Genomic DNA, 16744 nt, shown 5'->3' with positions numbered 1-16744 from the left:
GCCCAAGACGGGGAGGCGGCGCGCGGTGTCACCGGGGACGTTGGGCGTCCCACGACCACCGCCCGCCTTCAGGCGAGCCTGCGTGAATCAGTGCAGGATCTTGGCGAGGAATTCCTTCGCGCGGGCCGACTTTGGGTCGCCGAAGAAGGCTTCCTTGCCGGTGTCTTCGACGATGGCGCCGCCATCCATGAAAATCACCCGGTTGGCGACCTTCTTCGCGAACCCCATTTCATGGGTGACGCAGATCATCGTCATGCCTTCGCGTGCAAGTTCGACCATCACGTCCAGCACCTCATTGATCATCTCGGGATCGAGCGCCGATGTCGGTTCGTCGAACAACATGGCGACCGGATCCATCGACAGCGCGCGCGCAATCGCAACGCGCTGTTGTTGCCCGCCCGAAAGCTGCCCGGGGAATTTCCGCGCATGGGCCTTCAGGCCGACGCGCTCGAGCAGCCGCATGCCGTTGTCCTGCGCCTCCTCTTTGCGGCGTTTCAGCACCTTGACCTGTGCCAATGACAGGTTGTCGAGAATGGACAGATGCGGGAACAGCTCAAAATGCTGAAACACCATGCCAACCCGCGCGCGCAACTGGGCGAGCTTGATCTTTGGTTCGCCGACCATCACCCCGTCCACACTGATCCGGCCCTGCTGGAATGGCTCGAGCCCGTTGACCGTTTTGATCAGGGTGGATTTTCCTGATCCGGAAGGGCCGCAGATGACCACGACCTCGCCTTTGCCAACCTGGGTGCTGCACGCATCAAGCACCTTGAACTGACCGTACCACTTCGATACGCCTTCGAGCGCGATCATCGTTTTGTCTCCTACTTGCAGATTGTTTTCTTCGGTTTGCCGACCCGTTGAATCAACGCGTCACAGGCAGTGTCAGACGCGCCTCGAGGCGACGCTGCATCCATGACAATCCGGTGCTTAACAGCCAGTAGATCGCTGCTACCGACAGATACAAGGGGAGCGGCTGGAAGGTCGATGCAATGATTTCCTGCGACGACCTAAGCAACTCGGTCACGGTGATGACTGACACCAGCGACGTATCCTTGATCAGGCTGATGAGCGTGTTGCCGAGGCTTGGCACGGCAAGCCGCAATGCTTGCGGGCAGACGATGTAACGCAGCGTCTGCAGATGGCTAAGCCCGAGGCTGTGCGCTGCGCTCCATTGCCCTCTGCTGATACCGAGAATCGCGCCGCGCATGCTTTCCGACAGGTACGCGCCGGCATTGGCCGTGAGTGTAAGGATGCCGGCGCTGGTGGGGTCAAGGGAAATGCCGAGATCCGGCAAGCCATAGTAGACAACAAACATTTGCACCAGCAGTGGCGTGCCGCGCATGACACTGACATAGGTGCGGGCAATACCGCCGAGGATTGGACTGGCGCTGATACCCATGATGGCGACCACGATCCCGGCCAGCAGGCCAAACACCATCGACGCCAACGCAAATTTCACGGTGATCGCCGCTCCGTGCAGGAGTACCGGCGATGCATGAATGACAAGTTCAAGAGGTTCCATGATTCGATCCGTAGCAGTGGCCGCGTGGCCGGCCAGGCTCATGCCTGCAGCGATGGGACGAGCTGGCCGGCGTGGCAGCGATTACTGGGTGATGGGTCTGCTGGCGTCGGTGCCAAACCACTGGATGGACAGCTTGCCCAATGTGCCATCCTGTTGCAGCGCGTTCAGCGCGTCGTCAATGGCTTTGGCAAACTTGGGATTGCCCTTGCGGAAGGGGATGCCCATCTCAAGCTTCGTGCCAGCGAGCAGCGCGCCGGTGCGCAGCGGCATCTTGGAGTTCTTGATCAGGTACGGCAGCATCAGCCGGTCATTGAGAGCGGCATCGATGCGCCCGGCCGCGAGGTCACGCAGGTTTTCCGATGTACCCGGATAGGTCTGCACCAGGATACCCGGCACCGATTTGGCCAGTTCGGCATAGTTGCTGCCCAGCGTGACGCCAACTGATTTCCCCTTCAGTTCCTCCAGCGATTGGAACTCGCGCTTGTCATCGTTGCGCTGAAGCACCTGGACCGCGGAATACACGTACGCCTGGGTGAAATCCAGAGCCTGGCGGCGTGCCGGCGTGATGCTCACCTGGTTGACGATGACGTCGAACTTGGCGGCTTGCAAGCCGGCAATGATGCCACTCCACTCGGTGGTGATGAACTGGGCCTTCAGTCCCATCTTGTCGGCCAAGGCTTTGGCAACTGCCACGTCGAAGCCGTCGAGCTGGCCGTCGCCATTGCGATAGCCGAACGGTGGGTAGGTGCCCTCCAGGGCGACTTTCAGGACACCGCTGGCTTTGACCGAATCCAGCAGATCTTCAGCGTGCACGGCAGGCGTCGTGATATTCAGGAGGATCGCGATGCACGCGCTTTGCAACAGCAACTTCAGGGATTTCATGCCTTGTCTCCAATATGGGTATCAGTATTTGTTGAAGGGCAACGCTATTGCCCGACAAGTCGGCGGAACGCGGTCTCCAGATCGGTGATCAAATCCTCCTTGGCCTCAAGGCCGACGTGCAGTCGAAATGCCTGGCCGGCATACGGCCATGCGGCTGCGGGGCGCTCCTCCTTGGGATCGAAGGGCATCACCAGGCTCTCGAATCCGCCCCAGGAAAAGCCCAGGCGGAACAGCTTCAGGTCGTCGATGAAGGCGCGGAACGCCTCACGCCCATATCCGGGCTTGAGTACGACGCTGAACAATCCTGAAGCCCCCGTGAAATCCCGACGCCAGAGTGCATGGCCCGGCGCACCAGGGAGCCCGGGGTGCAACACCTGGGCCACCTCCGGCCGGCCCGCCAGCCAATCGGCAATGGCCAGTCCGCTGCGCTGATGCCGCTCAAGGCGCACGGCCATCGTCCGCAAGCCCCGCTGTGCGAGATAAACGTCGTCCGGGCCCGCGTGCTGGCCGGTGGCGAAGACATACTCGCGCACTGATTTCCATGCCTCACGGTTGGTCGTGATCACACCCATCAAAGCGTCAGAATGCCCGACGATGTATTTCGTCCCCGCATGCACGGAGACATCCACGCCGTGCTCGAATGGCTTGAAGAACAAGGGCGTGGCCCACGTGTTGTCGATGACGACGACCGCGCCATGCCGGTGTGCGACCTTCGCAATGGCAGGAATGTCCTGCATTTCAAACGTCTGCGAACCCGGTGACTCGGCGAACACGAGGGTCGTGGCCGGGCGGAACAAGGCCGCGATGTCGGACCCAAGCGTGGGGTCGTAGAACGTCGCCGACACGTTGCAGCGGGCAAGTACCGTTTCGACGTAGTGACGCGTCGGGCCATAGACGCTGTCGCTCACCAGAATGTGATCGCCGGCTTTGACGAACGCCATGATCGCGCTCGTACACGCCGCCAGGCCCGACGACACCAGCAGCGAACGGTGCCCGCCYTCGATCTGCGCCAAGGCATTCTGCAACGCGAAGGTGGTCGGCGTGCCTTTGCGGCCGTACCACATGACATCCGTGTCAGCGTCCGACATGGCGCGCCCGCGCGCTTCCATGTCGTCGAGATTGCGAAACGTCACGGTCGACGCGTGGAAGACCGGCGGATTGACGACGCCGCCGAAATCGTCGGGATCGATGACGCCGTGCAAGAGGTAGGTATCGGGGGACATCCGGATTACCCTCGTCTGGCGCTGTTGACCATGTCGCCCAGGCGCTCCAGTCCCATGCGGAGATTGGGCTCGGGCGGGCCGAACGAGAAGCGCACCCAGCTTGCGTCGATATACTCGGTCGCTCGCTGCTTGCCCGGATTGACGTCGAAGAACCTGCCGGGCACGGTCATGACCTTGCGCTTGAGACCCTCGGTAAAGAAGGTGTCCGCGGTGTTCAGCGGCGCGGGCAGCCGATGCACCCGGCCCCACAGATAGAACGTGCCGTTGCCGGGGCGGGGGATTTCGACACCCATGTCGGTCAGCGCGTCGAGCATGATGCGGCGCTTCCTGGCGAAGATTTCCCGCAATGCGGACGTTTCCTGATCCGCACGGTCGTGTTGCAGCGCCTGCACGGCAAGCCGTTGCACGATCGTCGGCGGGCCGCCGTCGATGGCGCTTGCCGCACGGCTGATCATGTCGATCACGTCGGTCGGCCCCACCACCCAGCCTACGCGCAGGCCGGGGTAACGGTGATTCTTCGTCAGGCCGTCGACGATGACGACCGGGTCCGTCTCCACGTCCTCGACGAACTCGGCGGCAGACACCGGCTGGTCCGCGGGGGCGTGGCCATCGTCGAACACGAAGTGCGAATAGAACTCGTCGAGCAGCATCCAGCAGCCCGTGTTGCGCGCCGCCGCCACATACTGCGCCAGCGCTTCACCACGCACCACTGCGCCCGTGGGGTTGTTGGGATTGCTCCACAGCAGCGCGCCCAGTTTTTCCCTGGCGATCAATCTCTCGAGCGCCTGCGCCGGGATGGCAAAGCCGTCTTCGGGCCCCACCGGCAGCGTGACCGGCGTGAAGCGATGGCGATGGTAGGCGATCAGATCTTCGTAGGCGGTGTAGTCGGGTACGACGTGGCCCAGACGAATTTCTCCAAGGGTGGCGAGCAGGCGCGACAGCGCAAGCCGCCCACCGGACGCGATCGCGACATTGTCCTTCGTGTACTGCGATGCCTTGCCGCGACGATAGCGACGGTTGTAATCGTTCGCCACCGCCTGACGCAGGTCATCGATGCCGCCGACCGGCCCGTAGGCGCAATCGGTCACGTCAAACTGCAGCGAAGCCAGCCGTTCCGGCGCGCCTGCCATGGGCCCGATTTCAGGCTGCCCCTGGCCGAGGTTGCACCAGTCGGGATGACCGTTCCGGAAACCGAGCTTGGCGGCTTCGTGAACGACGTGGATCACGCCCATGTAAGGGACCGGGCGTAGAAGGGAAGACGCTAGTGAATTTGTCATGTTATTGTCGAAGAGGGGGCTTGCTTATCGGTGACACGACGCCATGCGGTTGCGATGGGTGACCATGCGCTCATGCAGCCGCGAGATCGTGTTGCTGCCCGTGGTGATGACGACGCAATGTAGAAAATCAGGTCAGCGTACCTTCCAGATATCGCTGCGCATCGAGCGCGGCCATGCAGCCCGTGCCGGCGCTGGTGATCGCCTGCCGATAGATGTGGTCCTGCACGTCGCCCGCCGCGAACACGCCCGGCACGCTCGTGCCCGTGACGTTGCCCGAGAGGCCGCCGTTCGCGATGATGTAGCCGTGCTTCATCTCGAGCTGGCCCTTGAAGAGATCGGTGTTCGGCTTGTGGCCGATGGCGATGAAGACGCCTTGCACCGCGAGGTCAGCGATCTCGCCGGTTTGCGCATGCCTGAGGCGCAGGCCGGTCACGCCGGCCGCGTCGCCATTCACTTCGTCGAGCACGTGGTTCCATTTGATCTCGATGGTGCCTTGCCTCTCCTTCTCAAGCAGACGATCGACCAGGATCGGCTCGGCGCGGAACTTGTCGCGGCGATGGATCACCGTGACCTTCTTCGCGATGCCAGCCAGATACAGCGCTTCCTCGACTGCCGTATTGCCGCCGCCAATCACGGCCACATGCTGCTGCTGGTAGAAGAAGCCATCGCAGGTTGCGCAGGCGGACACGCCACGGCCCATGAAGGATGCCTCGGACGGCAGGCCGAGAAACTGTGCGGATGCGCCGGTCGCGATGATCAGCGCGTCGCAGGTGTACTCGCCGGATTCGCCGATCAGGCGAATCGGCTTCGCGTCGAGCTTCGCCGTGTGGATGTGGTCGAACACGATCTCGGTGTTGAAGCGTTCCGCGTGGTCGAGAAAGCGCTGCATCAGCTCGGGGCCCTGCACGCCGGTCGCATCCGCCGGCCAGTTTTCGACATCAGTCGTACTCATCAGCTGGCCGCCCTGCGCAAGGCCCGTGACGAGCACCGGCGACAGGTTGGCGCGCGCTGCATAGACGGCGGCGGTGTAGCCGGCAGGGCCGGAGCCGAGAATCAGGACCTTGGCATGCTTGGGCGAAGACATTGGAGAATCCGTAGCTTATTCAAGAGACTTCAGACGTTTGTCTGAAGCGATTACCCAACAGGGTCGAAGTCGAGGCCCGCCATGCATGGGTACCGCAATGTTGCGGTAGACGATGCCGCCGATCGCAATGGTTACGATGGCGCGCCGGGGCTGCATGGACGGCCTCTTCATGCATAAGCCGGGTTGGGCTGTAGTCAGGAAGCGGGACGCGCCACACCGTACTGCGACGACAGGTATCGACGGATATGGTCGGGCGAATCGATAAAGCGCGTCTGACCGTGTACGTGAATCTCCACACCGTCATCAACCGGCGCGCGCCCGGCGCCGAGCACCAGGACGGGGGCGGACTGGTTCGCTTCGCCGATCAGTTCGACAATTGCCATGCGAGGGCGGGGCGCGTCGATGTATTCGACATCAACTTCATTGCGCAACTGCGGGAAGAAACCGAGCAGGCCTTCAACGGCAACGGAATCTCCACAATAGAACGGACCTTCCGAGCCTGAAAAAAAACCGGGGCGAAGCATGAATAGTTTGTCTTTCACTTTCACTCTCTCTGCGGGTTGAAATTGCTGGCAGACGCGCATCGCTTTCCGTATCGCGAACCACCGACCACAGGATAAGCGGTGCAAGTTGAACCCACTAGTGGCGCGAACGACAACTTACGTAAAGATCGTGCCAACTTGAGAGGAGTGGCGGCAATCACGACCGCAGCACACGCAACAGACACGGGGGAGAGTCTTGCGAGACGTCGAGCAGATGGGGCAAAATCAATGGCTAGTGGCATCAAAGCCAATTTCCGTCCCTATCGTGCCAAAGACAAAATCACAATCATCTGTCAACGCAGGACTGGTTGCCGTCGTCGTGTATGACGGTCTGAGCCTCTTTGAATACGGCTGCGCCGTTGAAGTGTTCGGTCTGCCAAGACCTGAAATGGGCGACAACTGGTATCGCTTCATGACCTGTTCCGCCGAATCGGGGAGGTTGCGCGGTTCGGGTGGCATCCAGGTACAGGCTGACGGTGGCCTCGAACTCCTGGCCAAAGCGAAGACCATCATCATCCCGGGGTGGCGCGGTATCGAAGCGGACGTCCCGCCGGAACTTTGCCGCGCGTTGCGGAAGGCGAACAAACGCGGAGCGCGCATCATGTCAATCTGCACGGGCGCCTTTGTCTTGGCGGCAGCAGGGTTGCTCGACGGAAAGCGTGCGACTACGCACTGGCGTCATGCCGCAGCACTCGCGGCGCGATATCCGGAAATCCACGTGGAAGCGGACGTGCTCTACGTCGATGCCGGCGATGTCCTCACGTCTGCCGGCAGTGCGGCGGGGATCGACTTGTGCCTTCACCTGATTCGCCGGGACCTTGGTCCGCGCGCGGCCAATCAGGTCGCACGCCGACTTGTCATGCCACCCCACCGCGAAGGCGGGCAGGCCCAATATATCGACGAGCCGGTCTCAAAGCGTAGCGGCTCTTCGCTGGCACCCTTGGTGGACGCGGTGCGCGCAACGTTGGACGAAGGCTGGTCGATTGTCAGAATGGCAAAGCAAACGGCAATGAGTGCCCGAACCTTTCAGCGGCACTTTGTCAGTACGATGGGGATGCCACCAGGGGAGTGGCTGCTTTCCGAGCGCCTGGGCCGGGCCAGGGCATTGCTCGAAGAGACCGATTTATCCGTGGATGAAATCGCAGTGCAAGTCGGTTTTGGTGCTGCAGCCACCCTGCGCAATCATTTCAGGACTCGGCTTGGAACCAGTCCGGGTGACTACAGGCGACGGTTCAGCGCATCCGAGGCACACTGATTACCTAGTCGAGTTATAGCGAGAGATCGTGAGCGGAGCGCAGCTCGATTTCCCATTTAGGGCTGCGCGCCTCAGTCGGCCGACCCTCAAATTCCTCTGGGCCTATGTCGGTGCGCAACTCGGCGTAACCCCGCCGGATATGGGCGCGCTGATACCCCTACCCGGGGCAGTGCAGAAGATCTCTGGTTCGGATGGGCCTCATCTTGTCTCTCGGAGATGTTCAACCGCGGCCCATCATGAGGTCTGACCCAGCGCGCGCATGGTCGCCCCGACCAGAGGGTCCTTGAGCTTGAGCGCACGACTCTCTACCAGATGCCACGACAGCACTGCAAGCGCCAGCGTCACGACACCGGACGACAGGAGCAACGCCATGACTGAGATGCCTGGAAAGAGGGCGACGATCGACTGCTGGACCGGGAAGGCGTAGATATAGATGCCATACGAAAAGTCGCCCAGGCGGTTGTAGCGGAACAGGGCAGGTGACTGTACAAACGCTGCAAAAAGCACCAGGTATGGCATTGCCAACAGGTACATCAGCGCGAACACATGGTGATTCGGCACGAAGGCGCTGCCGACGACGGCGGCGAGCAGCAGCCCCGCGACGGGTGCGGACAGTTCCACGTACGCGCTTAGGATGAACAGGCTGGCGCCCGCGAAGAACATCAGCGGCAATGCTGTCTTCTGCATTGCGGAGCCGCCGAGGATTGCGAAGACGCAATAGAGGAACGAGGCCGCCGCGACCACCAGCACCGCCGCGCGGAACACGCGCTGGTGCGCGTGCCATGCGACCATGGAGATGACCCATAGCGCGGCCAGTGCGAAGTACATTCGGATCTCATACATCATGGTCCACAGCGAGCCATTCACCGTATCCGGATATGGATTGGTCGCGAATACACCGGGCAAGGGATAGACTGCGCCGGCGACCAGCGTGGTCGTCTTCAGCAAGAACTGGCGCGTTGCCGGATCGATGAGGTATGCGGAGGCCGGCAGCGTCGTGAACACCATGCACAGGCCGAACACCACCAGCGCAACCATGACAAGCAGCGCCGGATAGATCCGCAGGAAGCGCGCCCACAGGAACTCGAGCACGTTCCCGCGCGTCAGCAGGCTCTTGGTCACGAGGAAGCCGCTGGTGACGAAAAACACGTCGACGGCAATCGTTCCGGGGGTCATCCCGATCAGCCTGCGCAAGGGCTCGTCATTGACGTCGCCGGAGGCCAGTGAGTAACTGTGGGCGACAAGCACAGCGAGCGCGGCTGTGATCCGCATCAGGTTGAAATTGTTTTCGTCCTTTCTTCCCCCAGCGACGTGCGCGAGCCTCATATGCCCCCCCTTTTTCATCCAGCCGGCCTCGGTTGACTGAACGACGCCGACAGCTTCCGGCAGCATAGACCGCAGTCAGGACATAAGTTGACGCTTGTCCGATAGCGCCGAGGGATTGGCGGAATAGCCAGAGAGGCGAGCGGCGGCGTTGTATCGCACCGATACTGCAGCCGTTGCTGCCGATGCGACTCTCGGTCGACTTTTTCACCCCGCGCATGCGCGCGACGTCCGTCAATATCCGCCAAGTTCTCAGAACTTCCGGACAAGCGGCCGTTCCTGGCAGCCGTAGAAGCTATGATGCAAGCGGAAAATCGACCAGCACTGGATGGAGGCGGCAGCTATGAAACATCCCGGCAACCCGTTGAAGGCCGTGATCGACGCTGAGCCAGGCAGGCCATCGTGAAGCCATCTCTACGCAGAGCCTGCGTCGCAGGCACCATGCTGGCGGGTCTGGTCGCGGGTGCTGTCGCCGTGTTGACCGGTAGTCCGCGAGCTGCGGTCCGCGCGTTCGCCGCGGTAGGCGCGACGGCCGATGTATCGGTGCAGCCTGCACCCGGCGGCGCCGACCAGGCAGATAGCCTGCAGGCGGCGCTCGACAACCTGCAGGCGGGACAGCGCCTGGTGCTGGCGCCGGGCACCTATGTGGTGGGCCACGTGCTTGCAGTGCGCGGCGAGCAGGTTGTGGTATCGGGCTATGGCGCGACGCTGGTCGCCACGAACCCCGACGAGCAGGCCATCATGATGACCGGCGCGAACTCGACGCTGGTCGGCGTGACGCTGACGGGCATCGGCACGCAGCGGCTCGAGTCGGCCACGTCGACCAAGGTCGCCGTGGACGGACCGGGTATCCAGGTGCTCGATGTCAACGTCAATGGCGGTGCGAGTGTCGGCATCTTTGTCTCGCGCGGCAGCAGCATTGCGCTGGTCGGCAACAAGGTCCATGGCACGCTGGCCGACGGCATCCACATCACAGGCGGTTCACGCGACGTGCTCGTACAGGACAACGCGGTCACCGCCACCGGCGACGACATGGTGGGGATCGTCAGCTACCAGCGGGATGGTGCGCTCAGCCAGAACGTCTACGTAGCGGGCAACTATCTGGCAGGCAACGCGTGGGGCAGGGGCGTTGCTATCGTCGGCGGTGCCGACGTGACGGTCGCCGGCAACCGGATCGAAGGTGTGCAGAAGGCTGCGGCGGTGCTGGTGGCGCAGGAGGATGGCTATCGCACGGCCAGCGTGACCAATGTAGTGGTCGCGAACAATATCATCTCCGACGACCAGAACGCGACGCAACCTGGGAACGACCGCCCCGTCGCAGGCCATGCCGCTATCGACATCAACACAGGCAGCGGAGCGGTGTCGCAGGTACTGGTGACGGGAAACCAGGTAACGCGCGCGAGCTTCGACGGGTTCCGGGCCATGAACAATGTTTGCGGAGTCCGCGTCTCAGGCAACCGCTTTGCTGCGATCGGTGGCCTCGCCCTGTCGCTGCAGTACCGCAACTGTACGGCGACGCAGTTTATCTGCGACGCCAATATGCTCGATGGCGTGAGCCTCGCAGCCCCACCAGGATGTTCCAGCGCGGGCACCATCCCGGCTTCCGGCGCGGACGCGAGCCGCCTGCCGCCGGTGCGTACCTCCCTGCGCCAAGGCCTGCAGGCCTCAATGCCAGCGCGCCCGGCACCTTCGGGGGCACGGTCGGGCTGAGGGCCGCCCATGCACAGCACTTCGCCCCGGGGCTGGCGCGATCTGCGCATGATGGTCACCTGACCCGCGGCGTTTCCGCCAGCAATTGCTGCAAGTATCTGCCGTAGTGGCTTTTCACGAGCGGAGAGGCGAGCCTACTCAACTGCTCCGCATCGATCCAGCGATGGCGGTACGCGATTTCTTCCGGGCATGCCACCATCAGCCCCTGGCGCTTCTGCAACGTGGAGACCAGCAGCGCCGCCTCGATGAGCGAATCGTGCGTGCCGGTGTCGAGCCAGGCATAGCCGCGGCCCATGATGTCGACGCTTAGCTTGCCCGCTGCGAGGTAGCGCGAATTGATGTCGGTAATCTCCAGTTCGCCGCGGGCAGATGGCCGGATATCTGCCGCGATGTCGCACACCTCATGGTCGTAAAAGTACAGACCGGTCACCGCATAGCTGGACCGTGGCGAAGCGGGCTTTTCCTCGATCGACAATGCGCGGAAGTCTTCGTCGAATTCGACCACGCCATACCGCTCGGGATCGTGGACGTGATAGGCAAATACCGTGGCGCCTTCCTCGCGTCGGCTCGTCCGGGTCAGTCGTCTGGCGAGATCGTGCCCATAGAAAATGTTGTCGCCGAGGATCAGCGCCGATGGATTCCGGCCGACAAACTCACGCCCGATGATAAATGCCTGCGCCAGCCCATCGGGCGAAGGCTGTTCCGCGTACCGGATGTCGAGGCCCCACTGGCTGCCATCACCGAGCATGCCGGCAAAGCGAGGGGTGTCCTGCGGGGTGGAAATGACCAGCACGTCGCGAATGCCGGCAGTCATCAACGTTGACAGCGGGTAATAGATCATCGGCTTGTCGTAGACCGGCAGCAATTGCTTGGAAACGCTCTGCGTTACCGGATACAGTCGGGTGCCGGATCCACCGGCCAGAATGATGCCTTTTCGGGTCATGCCTGAATCTCCGTCGTGGATGGTCTTTCATGTATCTTCAGGATCGATGCGCTGGAAGCTGTTTCGCGGCGATAGCAGACAGCGAAGGCCGCGGCTCCGAACGCTTCAGTCAGGATGACGGAAATCACCGTCCCTTCGGCGCCCAGGTACAACACAAGCGGGACCACATAGATGAGATGGAGCAACGTCGCCGCCGCGTAGATGTTCTGCACCAGGCGGTGGCGCCCCAACGCGAGTAGGCCAAGGTTGCCGAACACAAAGGCAATGCTGGTAACTGGCAGCAGCATGCCCTCCAGCCGCAGCAAGAAGATTGCGGCGTGGAACGGTTCGCCCAGCCACATCCGAATGCCAAGATCCGCGAACAGCTCGATCGCGATGAACATCGCAACCGAGCAGCCGAACACCGCCAGCATGGCCTTGCGCATCAGCGCCTGCGCTGCGGCAGCATCTGTGGCGTTGTACTGGCTGATACGCGGGAAGAACGCGGTGCCGATGACGGTAAAGACAGTCTGGCCCGCAATGCGGATCTTGTCCGCCATGGAGAATTGCCCGACCGCGATCGGGCCGTGGAAATAGTTGAGTAGGATCGCGTTGAAGTTCACGTAGAAGCTGACCAGCACAAGGGAAAGGAACACTGGATACCCCTCGCGAAATGACGCCACGATCGCGCGCACTGGTACGGCGACCAGCGTGGCAAGGCGCTGCCGATGGACCCCCCATAGTGCTGCAGCGGCCAGGATGACAGTGCCGATGCTGATCCCCAGCGCTGCCAGCGCTGCGTCGCCGGGCCCCTGAACCCAGGCAAGCACGCAGGACAGACTGACCGCCTTGGAGATGAAATTTGGCAGCACGAGCGACTTCATGCGCTCCTGCCCCTGGTACAGCCAGAATGGAGTGATCGCGTTGGCGACGACGCCGACGAACGCTGCGGCCAGGATCCCCCAGTGCTCCCGCAAGCTTGGCACCATGGCCAGCGCGCCGAGCATGAGCAGCGCTGAGACAAGGGTCAACAGCAACTTGGCGCCCATGGTGGCCGAGTACACCTCGGCCACTGCTTGTTGATCGTCGCGTTGCAGGGACACCAGGCGAGTCGCCGTGAGATTGTGGCCATAGTCGGTCAGCAGGACCAGGTATTGCGCCAGCGCCTGACAGTAGGCCAGGACGCCAAACTCCCTGACGCCAAGCACTCGGCCCAGAAACGGCAATAGCAATAACGGGAACAGATAGTTGCCTGCCTGGATGAGGAGAAGATAGGCAGCGGTCGCGCGGATCGATGGCGGCATGGGCTTGATAGATGGAGACGTCATGGTTTGCCCGGTAGCGGGGCGCTGCGCCTGGCATGGTGCGGGGGCACATTGGGCGAGATCTGGTGTCGGGCTGGCTGGCCAAAGCATTGGAATATCAGCCACAGCAGCGCGAGCGGCACGAAGTTCCGCCCGCTGAACAGGTTCGGCACGCGCAGGATCTCCATCAGCGACACCAGCAGCACGGCATGGGCACAACACCAGAAGCCATCGCCCGCCCGCCAGCCGGAATAGCTGCGTGCCAGCATCAAGCCGATGAGCGCTGCCAGCAGTAGTGCGAACCACCCCCACTCGTAGAAGTGCACGAAGATGCCGGACGGATTGTTGAACTCGGGATCACCAAAGTTGTTCAGGAACAGCCCGTAGCCGTCACCCCCACCCACCAGCAGCCGGAACAACTCGCCGAGTACCGGGAATCGGATGAGCCAGTCGAACGTAAAGGTCGGCTCGCCGGTTCCCCAGCCCATGATCGTCAGCAGGCCAGCGCCGTTGTTCAGCGCGGTCGAGTAATACATCGCCAGCCGCTCAAGGGCGAAGTCGAAGATGTTGTCGTAGATATTGACGTAGTAGGTTTCCCAGGAGCGGTTGTATTCGTTCGCGATGAAGAAGCCAATCATCGGCACGATCGCGGCGAAGGGGCCCAGCGTGAGCAGCGCCGAGCGCCTTGGGAGGCTCCTGAAGCGGGTAGCCATCAGCGCCCAGGGAAGGACTACCTCTACCAGCGCGAGTCGCTCGGCAAAGACGAAGCTGCGCAACAGTGTCAGCACGCCCAGCACGAACATGTAGGCCTTGTAACGATTGAAGCCGCGCACGGGCCTGCGGAAAACATAGAAGTACAGCGGCACGTAAGCCACGGCGGCTTGCGTGAGCGTGCTGATGCCGGCAATGCGGCCCTTCAGCTCAAGGACGTCGTAGGTGTTTGCCCCGCCGTTCAGGAAGGACAAGAGGATGGCAGGTTGGGCGATCACGCCGCCCATCATGACCAGGTAGCCGGCCAGTGCGAGCCCGAACATGGCATCAAGGACTCGCGCCGGGATTTCAGGGGGCTCGTGGCGGGCCGGCGGCACGAGGATACGTTCGGCATATGCCGCGACGGTGAGTACACCGAGAAAGAGGGCCCCCGCCAGAGCATGTAAAGTGGTGAAGTAGACTCGGTTGATGGCCTTCTGTTCGCCAAGCAGGTCCAGCGCGATCAGCACGTATAGCGGCAGGATGAAGTACAGCAGCAGCCTGGCGGGGTCTTCCCACCAGTAGCCTTCATGGTGATCGGGCGTATTGGGCATCGTAGCGGCTCCGTCAGCGCTGCAGCGATTCGAGCGTGTCGGCGATCACCGGCACCGGCAACGCTGCCACGTCGCCCTGGGTGTCAGCCGAAGGGCCAATCCCTGCGAGCGGCGTGGTCGACGCCTGCGCCATCGCGTTGCGCACCAGGGCGAGAAGCTCCCGCCGGAAACGCTMGGGCGAGAACTGGAGCGCATTGCGCCGGCATGCGGCAGGGTTGAATGGTCCGTTGTCCTCGAATCGGCACACGGCGCGCACAATGTCTTCCACGGTCTGGCGTGGAAAGAAGACGCCGGTGCGGATATTGCGATCCAGGCTGTCGATGACCGTCTCGCGGGAACCGCCGCGTCCCAGGGCGATCACCGGTGTCCCGCACGCCTGCGCTTCCAGGGCCACAATGCCGAAATCCTCTTCCGCTGCAAAGACAAAGGCACGCGCGCGTTGCATATGGTCGATCAGCACGTCGGTCGACTGATAGCCGAGCAGCTGGACGTTGGGGGGCGCCATGTCCCGGATGCGTGCGAGGTCGGKACCGGCGCCGATGACAACCAGACGTTTGTCCGGCATGGCCGCAAAGGCTTCGACGATCAGCCCGACCTTCTTGTACGGCACCAGACGCGATGCGGTGAGGAAGAAATCTTCGCGGCGATTGCCCAGGCTGAACCGTTCGATATCGACCGGTGGGTAAATCACCGAGGCATCGCAGCCGTAGACCTTGCGGATGCGACGTGCAACGTAGGCAGAGTTGGCCACGAAGAGGTCGACACCGTGTGCGGTCCGCTGGTCCCAGATCCGCATGTAATGCAGGATGGCGCGGGCCAGCCAGCTCTTGACGCCGCGCGTCAGGCGGGATTCGTCCAGGTATTGATGTTGCAGATCCCACGCATAGCGGATCGGTGAATGCACATAGCTGACATGCAGCTGGCCGGGGCCGGTGATCACGCCCTTGGCCACGGCATGGCTGGACGAGATCACCAGGTCGTAGCCGGACAGGTCGAACTGCTCCACCGCCAGCGGCATCAGGGGCAGATAGGCGCGGAACGATTGCCGGGCGCGCGGCAGGTGCTGGATGAAGGACGTCCTGGCGTACTTGCCTTGCAGGACGGCCCGGTCTGCGTCCGGGAAAAAGTCAACCACGCTGAACAGGTCGGCATCGGGCCAGATTTTCAGGATCTGTTCCAGGACGCGTTCGGAGCCGGCGTAGGTCGTTAGCCACTCGTGTACCACCGCGACCCTGCCGAACTCGTCTGCCGTGCGCAATTGGGTAGGATTCATCGCTGTGGGAGCCATGGAGTGATCTCGCTGAGTAGCCTGGCAGCAGTGGTGCGCCATGAATACCGTTCCACGTGGGCATAGCCTTGCGCGCGCAATCTGTTCCGCAAGGTGTTGTCACGCATGACGTGGGTCAGCAGCTCGCCAAGTTCGCGAGCGCTGGTCGGGTGGAAATAGAGCGCGGCATTGCCGCAGGCCTCGCGCACCGAAGGCAGGTTGGACGCAATGACCGGACATCCCAGCGTCATGGCCTCCACGGGGGGCAAACCATAGCCTTCATAGAGCGACGGGAACACAAAGCAGGCGGCATGGCGGAACAGTGCCTTGAGGTCTTCGTCGTCGACATAGCCCACGCGTTTGACGAAATCAGGTGCTACCTGCTGCAGCGACTGGAACACGGGCAACGTGGCGCCCACGATGACGACTTCATATTCCGTCGTCCTGAGCAGCTCGATGGCCTCTACCACGAGCCTGAAGTTCTTGTGGTGGCTGGCACTACTGACAGCCAGTACGTAGGGCCGGCCCGATAGCTGGAACTTTCTGTGGACGTCCGGAGCTTGCGGCAGCCGCAGCATGTGGTCACCGCTCATTGGCAGGACGCCGATCTTGCGGCCGGGAATGCGATAGGCCTGGGAGAGTTCGCCGCGTGAGAACTCCGACACAGTGAGCACGCGCCGCGCGATGCGCCCGATCCACGGTGCCATGATGCGGTACCAGGCGCGGAATGCGCGCGTGTAGGCTTGCGGAATCCGTATTGGCGCAGCGTCATGCATGACCGTGACCTGGTTCGGAAACAGCAACGGCGCTGCGTTGCATAGGTTCAGCAGCAGCGTGCCGCGGGCAGCGAGCGGCAGGCTGACCTGCTCCCAGTATTGCCCCGTGCCGCCACGGATCGTCCGGATCCGCAAGTGCGGGAATTGCTGGGGATCCACCTGTACGGATGGCGGGACCAGAAGGTCCAATGACAGCCCGGCAGTGACAGGCTCGTGGTCGGCAACGAGCTGGTCGATACCGCGTACGACCTCGTAGGCAAAGCGGTCGACGCCGGTCGCGCGCCTGCCCAGGAAGCGGCCGTTGATGGAGACGGTTGAGGAGGCGGACACGGTTGCCGTTTCCGATACGG

Annotated in this window: 15 protein-coding genes; 2 read left to right on the top strand and 13 right to left on the bottom strand. The window is 62.4% G+C overall.

The window, feature by feature from the left end; genetic code table 11:
• Positions 1 to 87: 87 nt before the first annotated feature.
• The 7 genes from AC1DQ3_RS07625 to AC1DQ3_RS07595 all read right to left on the bottom strand — a co-directional run bounded on the left by AC1DQ3_RS07625 (position 88) and on the right by AC1DQ3_RS07595 (position 6533).
• The gene (locus AC1DQ3_RS07625; RefSeq protein WP_477119574.1) at positions 88 to 813 is read right to left on the bottom strand and encodes an amino acid ABC transporter ATP-binding protein; all 726 of its coding nucleotides are present in this window, start codon (positions 811 to 813) and stop codon (positions 88 to 90) included.
• A 52-nt stretch (positions 814 to 865) separates the two neighbouring features.
• Positions 866 to 1525 carry an amino acid ABC transporter permease gene (locus tag AC1DQ3_RS07620; RefSeq protein WP_477119573.1) on the bottom strand — a complete coding sequence of 220 codons (660 nt, stop codon included), beginning with the start codon at positions 1523 to 1525 and terminating at the stop codon, positions 866 to 868.
• An 81-nt stretch (positions 1526 to 1606) separates the two neighbouring features.
• The gene (locus AC1DQ3_RS07615) at positions 1607 to 2407 is read right to left on the bottom strand and encodes a transporter substrate-binding domain-containing protein (RefSeq protein ID WP_477119572.1); all 801 of its coding nucleotides are present in this window, start codon (positions 2405 to 2407) and stop codon (positions 1607 to 1609) included.
• 44 nt (positions 2408 to 2451) lie between these two features.
• Positions 2452 to 3630: a cystathionine beta-lyase gene (gene metC, locus AC1DQ3_RS07610; protein WP_477119571.1), complete on the bottom strand. Its 1179-nt coding sequence runs from the start codon at positions 3628 to 3630 to the stop codon at positions 2452 to 2454.
• A gap of 5 nt (positions 3631 to 3635) precedes the next feature.
• A complete protein-coding gene (locus tag AC1DQ3_RS07605; RefSeq protein ID WP_477119570.1) occupies positions 3636 to 4907 on the bottom strand; it encodes a pyridoxal phosphate-dependent aminotransferase in 1272 nt (423 codons plus the stop codon).
• A 127-nt stretch (positions 4908 to 5034) separates the two neighbouring features.
• On the bottom strand, positions 5035 to 5991 hold the full coding sequence (gene trxB / locus AC1DQ3_RS07600) for a thioredoxin-disulfide reductase (protein ID WP_477119569.1): 957 nt from the start codon (positions 5989 to 5991) through the stop codon (positions 5035 to 5037).
• Positions 5992 to 6185: 194 nt separating this feature from the next.
• Positions 6186 to 6533: a DUF3088 domain-containing protein gene (locus AC1DQ3_RS07595; protein WP_477119796.1), complete on the bottom strand. Its 348-nt coding sequence runs from the start codon at positions 6531 to 6533 to the stop codon at positions 6186 to 6188.
• Between the two features lie 196 nt (positions 6534 to 6729).
• Between AC1DQ3_RS07595 and ftrA the strand changes: the two genes are divergently transcribed.
• Positions 6730 to 7788: a transcriptional regulator FtrA gene (gene ftrA, locus AC1DQ3_RS07590; RefSeq protein WP_477119568.1), complete on the top strand. Its 1059-nt coding sequence runs from the start codon at positions 6730 to 6732 to the stop codon at positions 7786 to 7788.
• 234 nt (positions 7789 to 8022) lie between these two features.
• Here the strand turns inward: ftrA and AC1DQ3_RS07585 are convergent, their stop codons facing one another.
• The gene (locus AC1DQ3_RS07585) at positions 8023 to 9180 is read right to left on the bottom strand and encodes an acyltransferase family protein (protein WP_477119567.1); all 1158 of its coding nucleotides are present in this window, start codon (positions 9178 to 9180) and stop codon (positions 8023 to 8025) included.
• Positions 9181 to 9552: 372 nt separating this feature from the next.
• Here AC1DQ3_RS07585 and AC1DQ3_RS07580 point away from each other — a divergent pair, with 372 nt between their 5' ends.
• Positions 9553 to 10821: a right-handed parallel beta-helix repeat-containing protein gene (locus tag AC1DQ3_RS07580; RefSeq protein ID WP_477119795.1), complete on the top strand. Its 1269-nt coding sequence runs from the start codon at positions 9553 to 9555 to the stop codon at positions 10819 to 10821.
• A 55-nt stretch (positions 10822 to 10876) separates the two neighbouring features.
• On the opposite strand, the gene rfbA is transcribed toward AC1DQ3_RS07580, so the two are convergent.
• Genes rfbA through AC1DQ3_RS07555 form a run of 5 tightly spaced genes read right to left on the bottom strand, consistent with a single transcriptional unit; the run spans position 10877 to position 16724 of the window.
• A complete protein-coding gene (gene rfbA / locus AC1DQ3_RS07575; RefSeq protein WP_477119566.1) occupies positions 10877 to 11764 on the bottom strand; it encodes a glucose-1-phosphate thymidylyltransferase RfbA in 888 nt (295 codons plus the stop codon).
• Positions 11761 to 13047, bottom strand: a complete 1287-nt coding sequence (locus AC1DQ3_RS07570) for an oligosaccharide flippase family protein (protein ID WP_477119565.1) — start codon at positions 13045 to 13047, stop codon at positions 11761 to 11763. Before AC1DQ3_RS07570 ends, rfbA begins: the two co-directional genes overlap by 4 nt.
• A gap of 20 nt (positions 13048 to 13067) precedes the next feature.
• Positions 13068 to 14351 (bottom strand): oligosaccharide repeat unit polymerase, encoded by a 1284-nt coding sequence (locus AC1DQ3_RS07565; protein ID WP_477119564.1) that lies wholly within the window; start codon positions 14349 to 14351, stop codon positions 13068 to 13070.
• Between the two features lie 13 nt (positions 14352 to 14364).
• Entirely contained in the window at positions 14365 to 15639 is a 1275-nt protein-coding gene (locus tag AC1DQ3_RS07560; protein ID WP_477119563.1) for a glycosyltransferase family 4 protein, read from the bottom strand.
• Positions 15621 to 16724, bottom strand: a complete 1104-nt coding sequence (locus tag AC1DQ3_RS07555; protein ID WP_477119562.1) for a glycosyltransferase family 4 protein — start codon at positions 16722 to 16724, stop codon at positions 15621 to 15623. The genes AC1DQ3_RS07560 and AC1DQ3_RS07555 overlap by 19 nt, the downstream gene beginning before the upstream one ends.
• Positions 16725 to 16744 lie beyond the last annotated feature (20 nt).

It is taken from the genome of Cupriavidus sp. 01T418 (assembly GCF_056398885.1).
This window is presented reverse-complemented; position numbering and strand designations above follow the sequence as displayed.

Excerpts from the sequence above, each read along its gene's own strand:
- AC1DQ3_RS07565 (WP_477119564.1), bottom strand. The coding sequence starts at position 14,351 with ATGCCCAATACGCCCGATCACCATGAAGGCTACTGGTGGGAAGACCCC.
- AC1DQ3_RS07570 (WP_477119565.1), bottom strand. The coding sequence starts at position 13,047 with ATGCCGCCATCGATCCGCGCGACCGCTGCCTATCTTCTCCTCATCCAG.
- AC1DQ3_RS07615 (WP_477119572.1), bottom strand. The coding sequence starts at position 2,407 with ATGAAATCCCTGAAGTTGCTGTTGCAAAGCGCGTGCATCGCGATCCTC.
- AC1DQ3_RS07625 (WP_477119574.1), bottom strand. The coding sequence starts at position 813 with ATGATCGCGCTCGAAGGCGTATCGAAGTGGTACGGTCAGTTCAAGGTG.
- AC1DQ3_RS07605 (WP_477119570.1), bottom strand. The coding sequence starts at position 4,907 with ATGACAAATTCACTAGCGTCTTCCCTTCTACGCCCGGTCCCTTACATG.
- AC1DQ3_RS07585 (WP_477119567.1), bottom strand. The coding sequence starts at position 9,180 with ATGCTGCCGGAAGCTGTCGGCGTCGTTCAGTCAACCGAGGCCGGCTGG.
- AC1DQ3_RS07620 (WP_477119573.1), bottom strand. The coding sequence starts at position 1,525 with ATGGAACCTCTTGAACTTGTCATTCATGCATCGCCGGTACTCCTGCAC.
- rfbA (WP_477119566.1), bottom strand. The coding sequence starts at position 11,764 with ATGACCCGAAAAGGCATCATTCTGGCCGGTGGATCCGGCACCCGACTG.
- AC1DQ3_RS07580 (WP_477119795.1), top strand. The coding sequence starts at position 9,553 with ATGCTGGCGGGTCTGGTCGCGGGTGCTGTCGCCGTGTTGACCGGTAGT.
- trxB (WP_477119569.1), bottom strand. The coding sequence starts at position 5,991 with ATGTCTTCGCCCAAGCATGCCAAGGTCCTGATTCTCGGCTCCGGCCCT.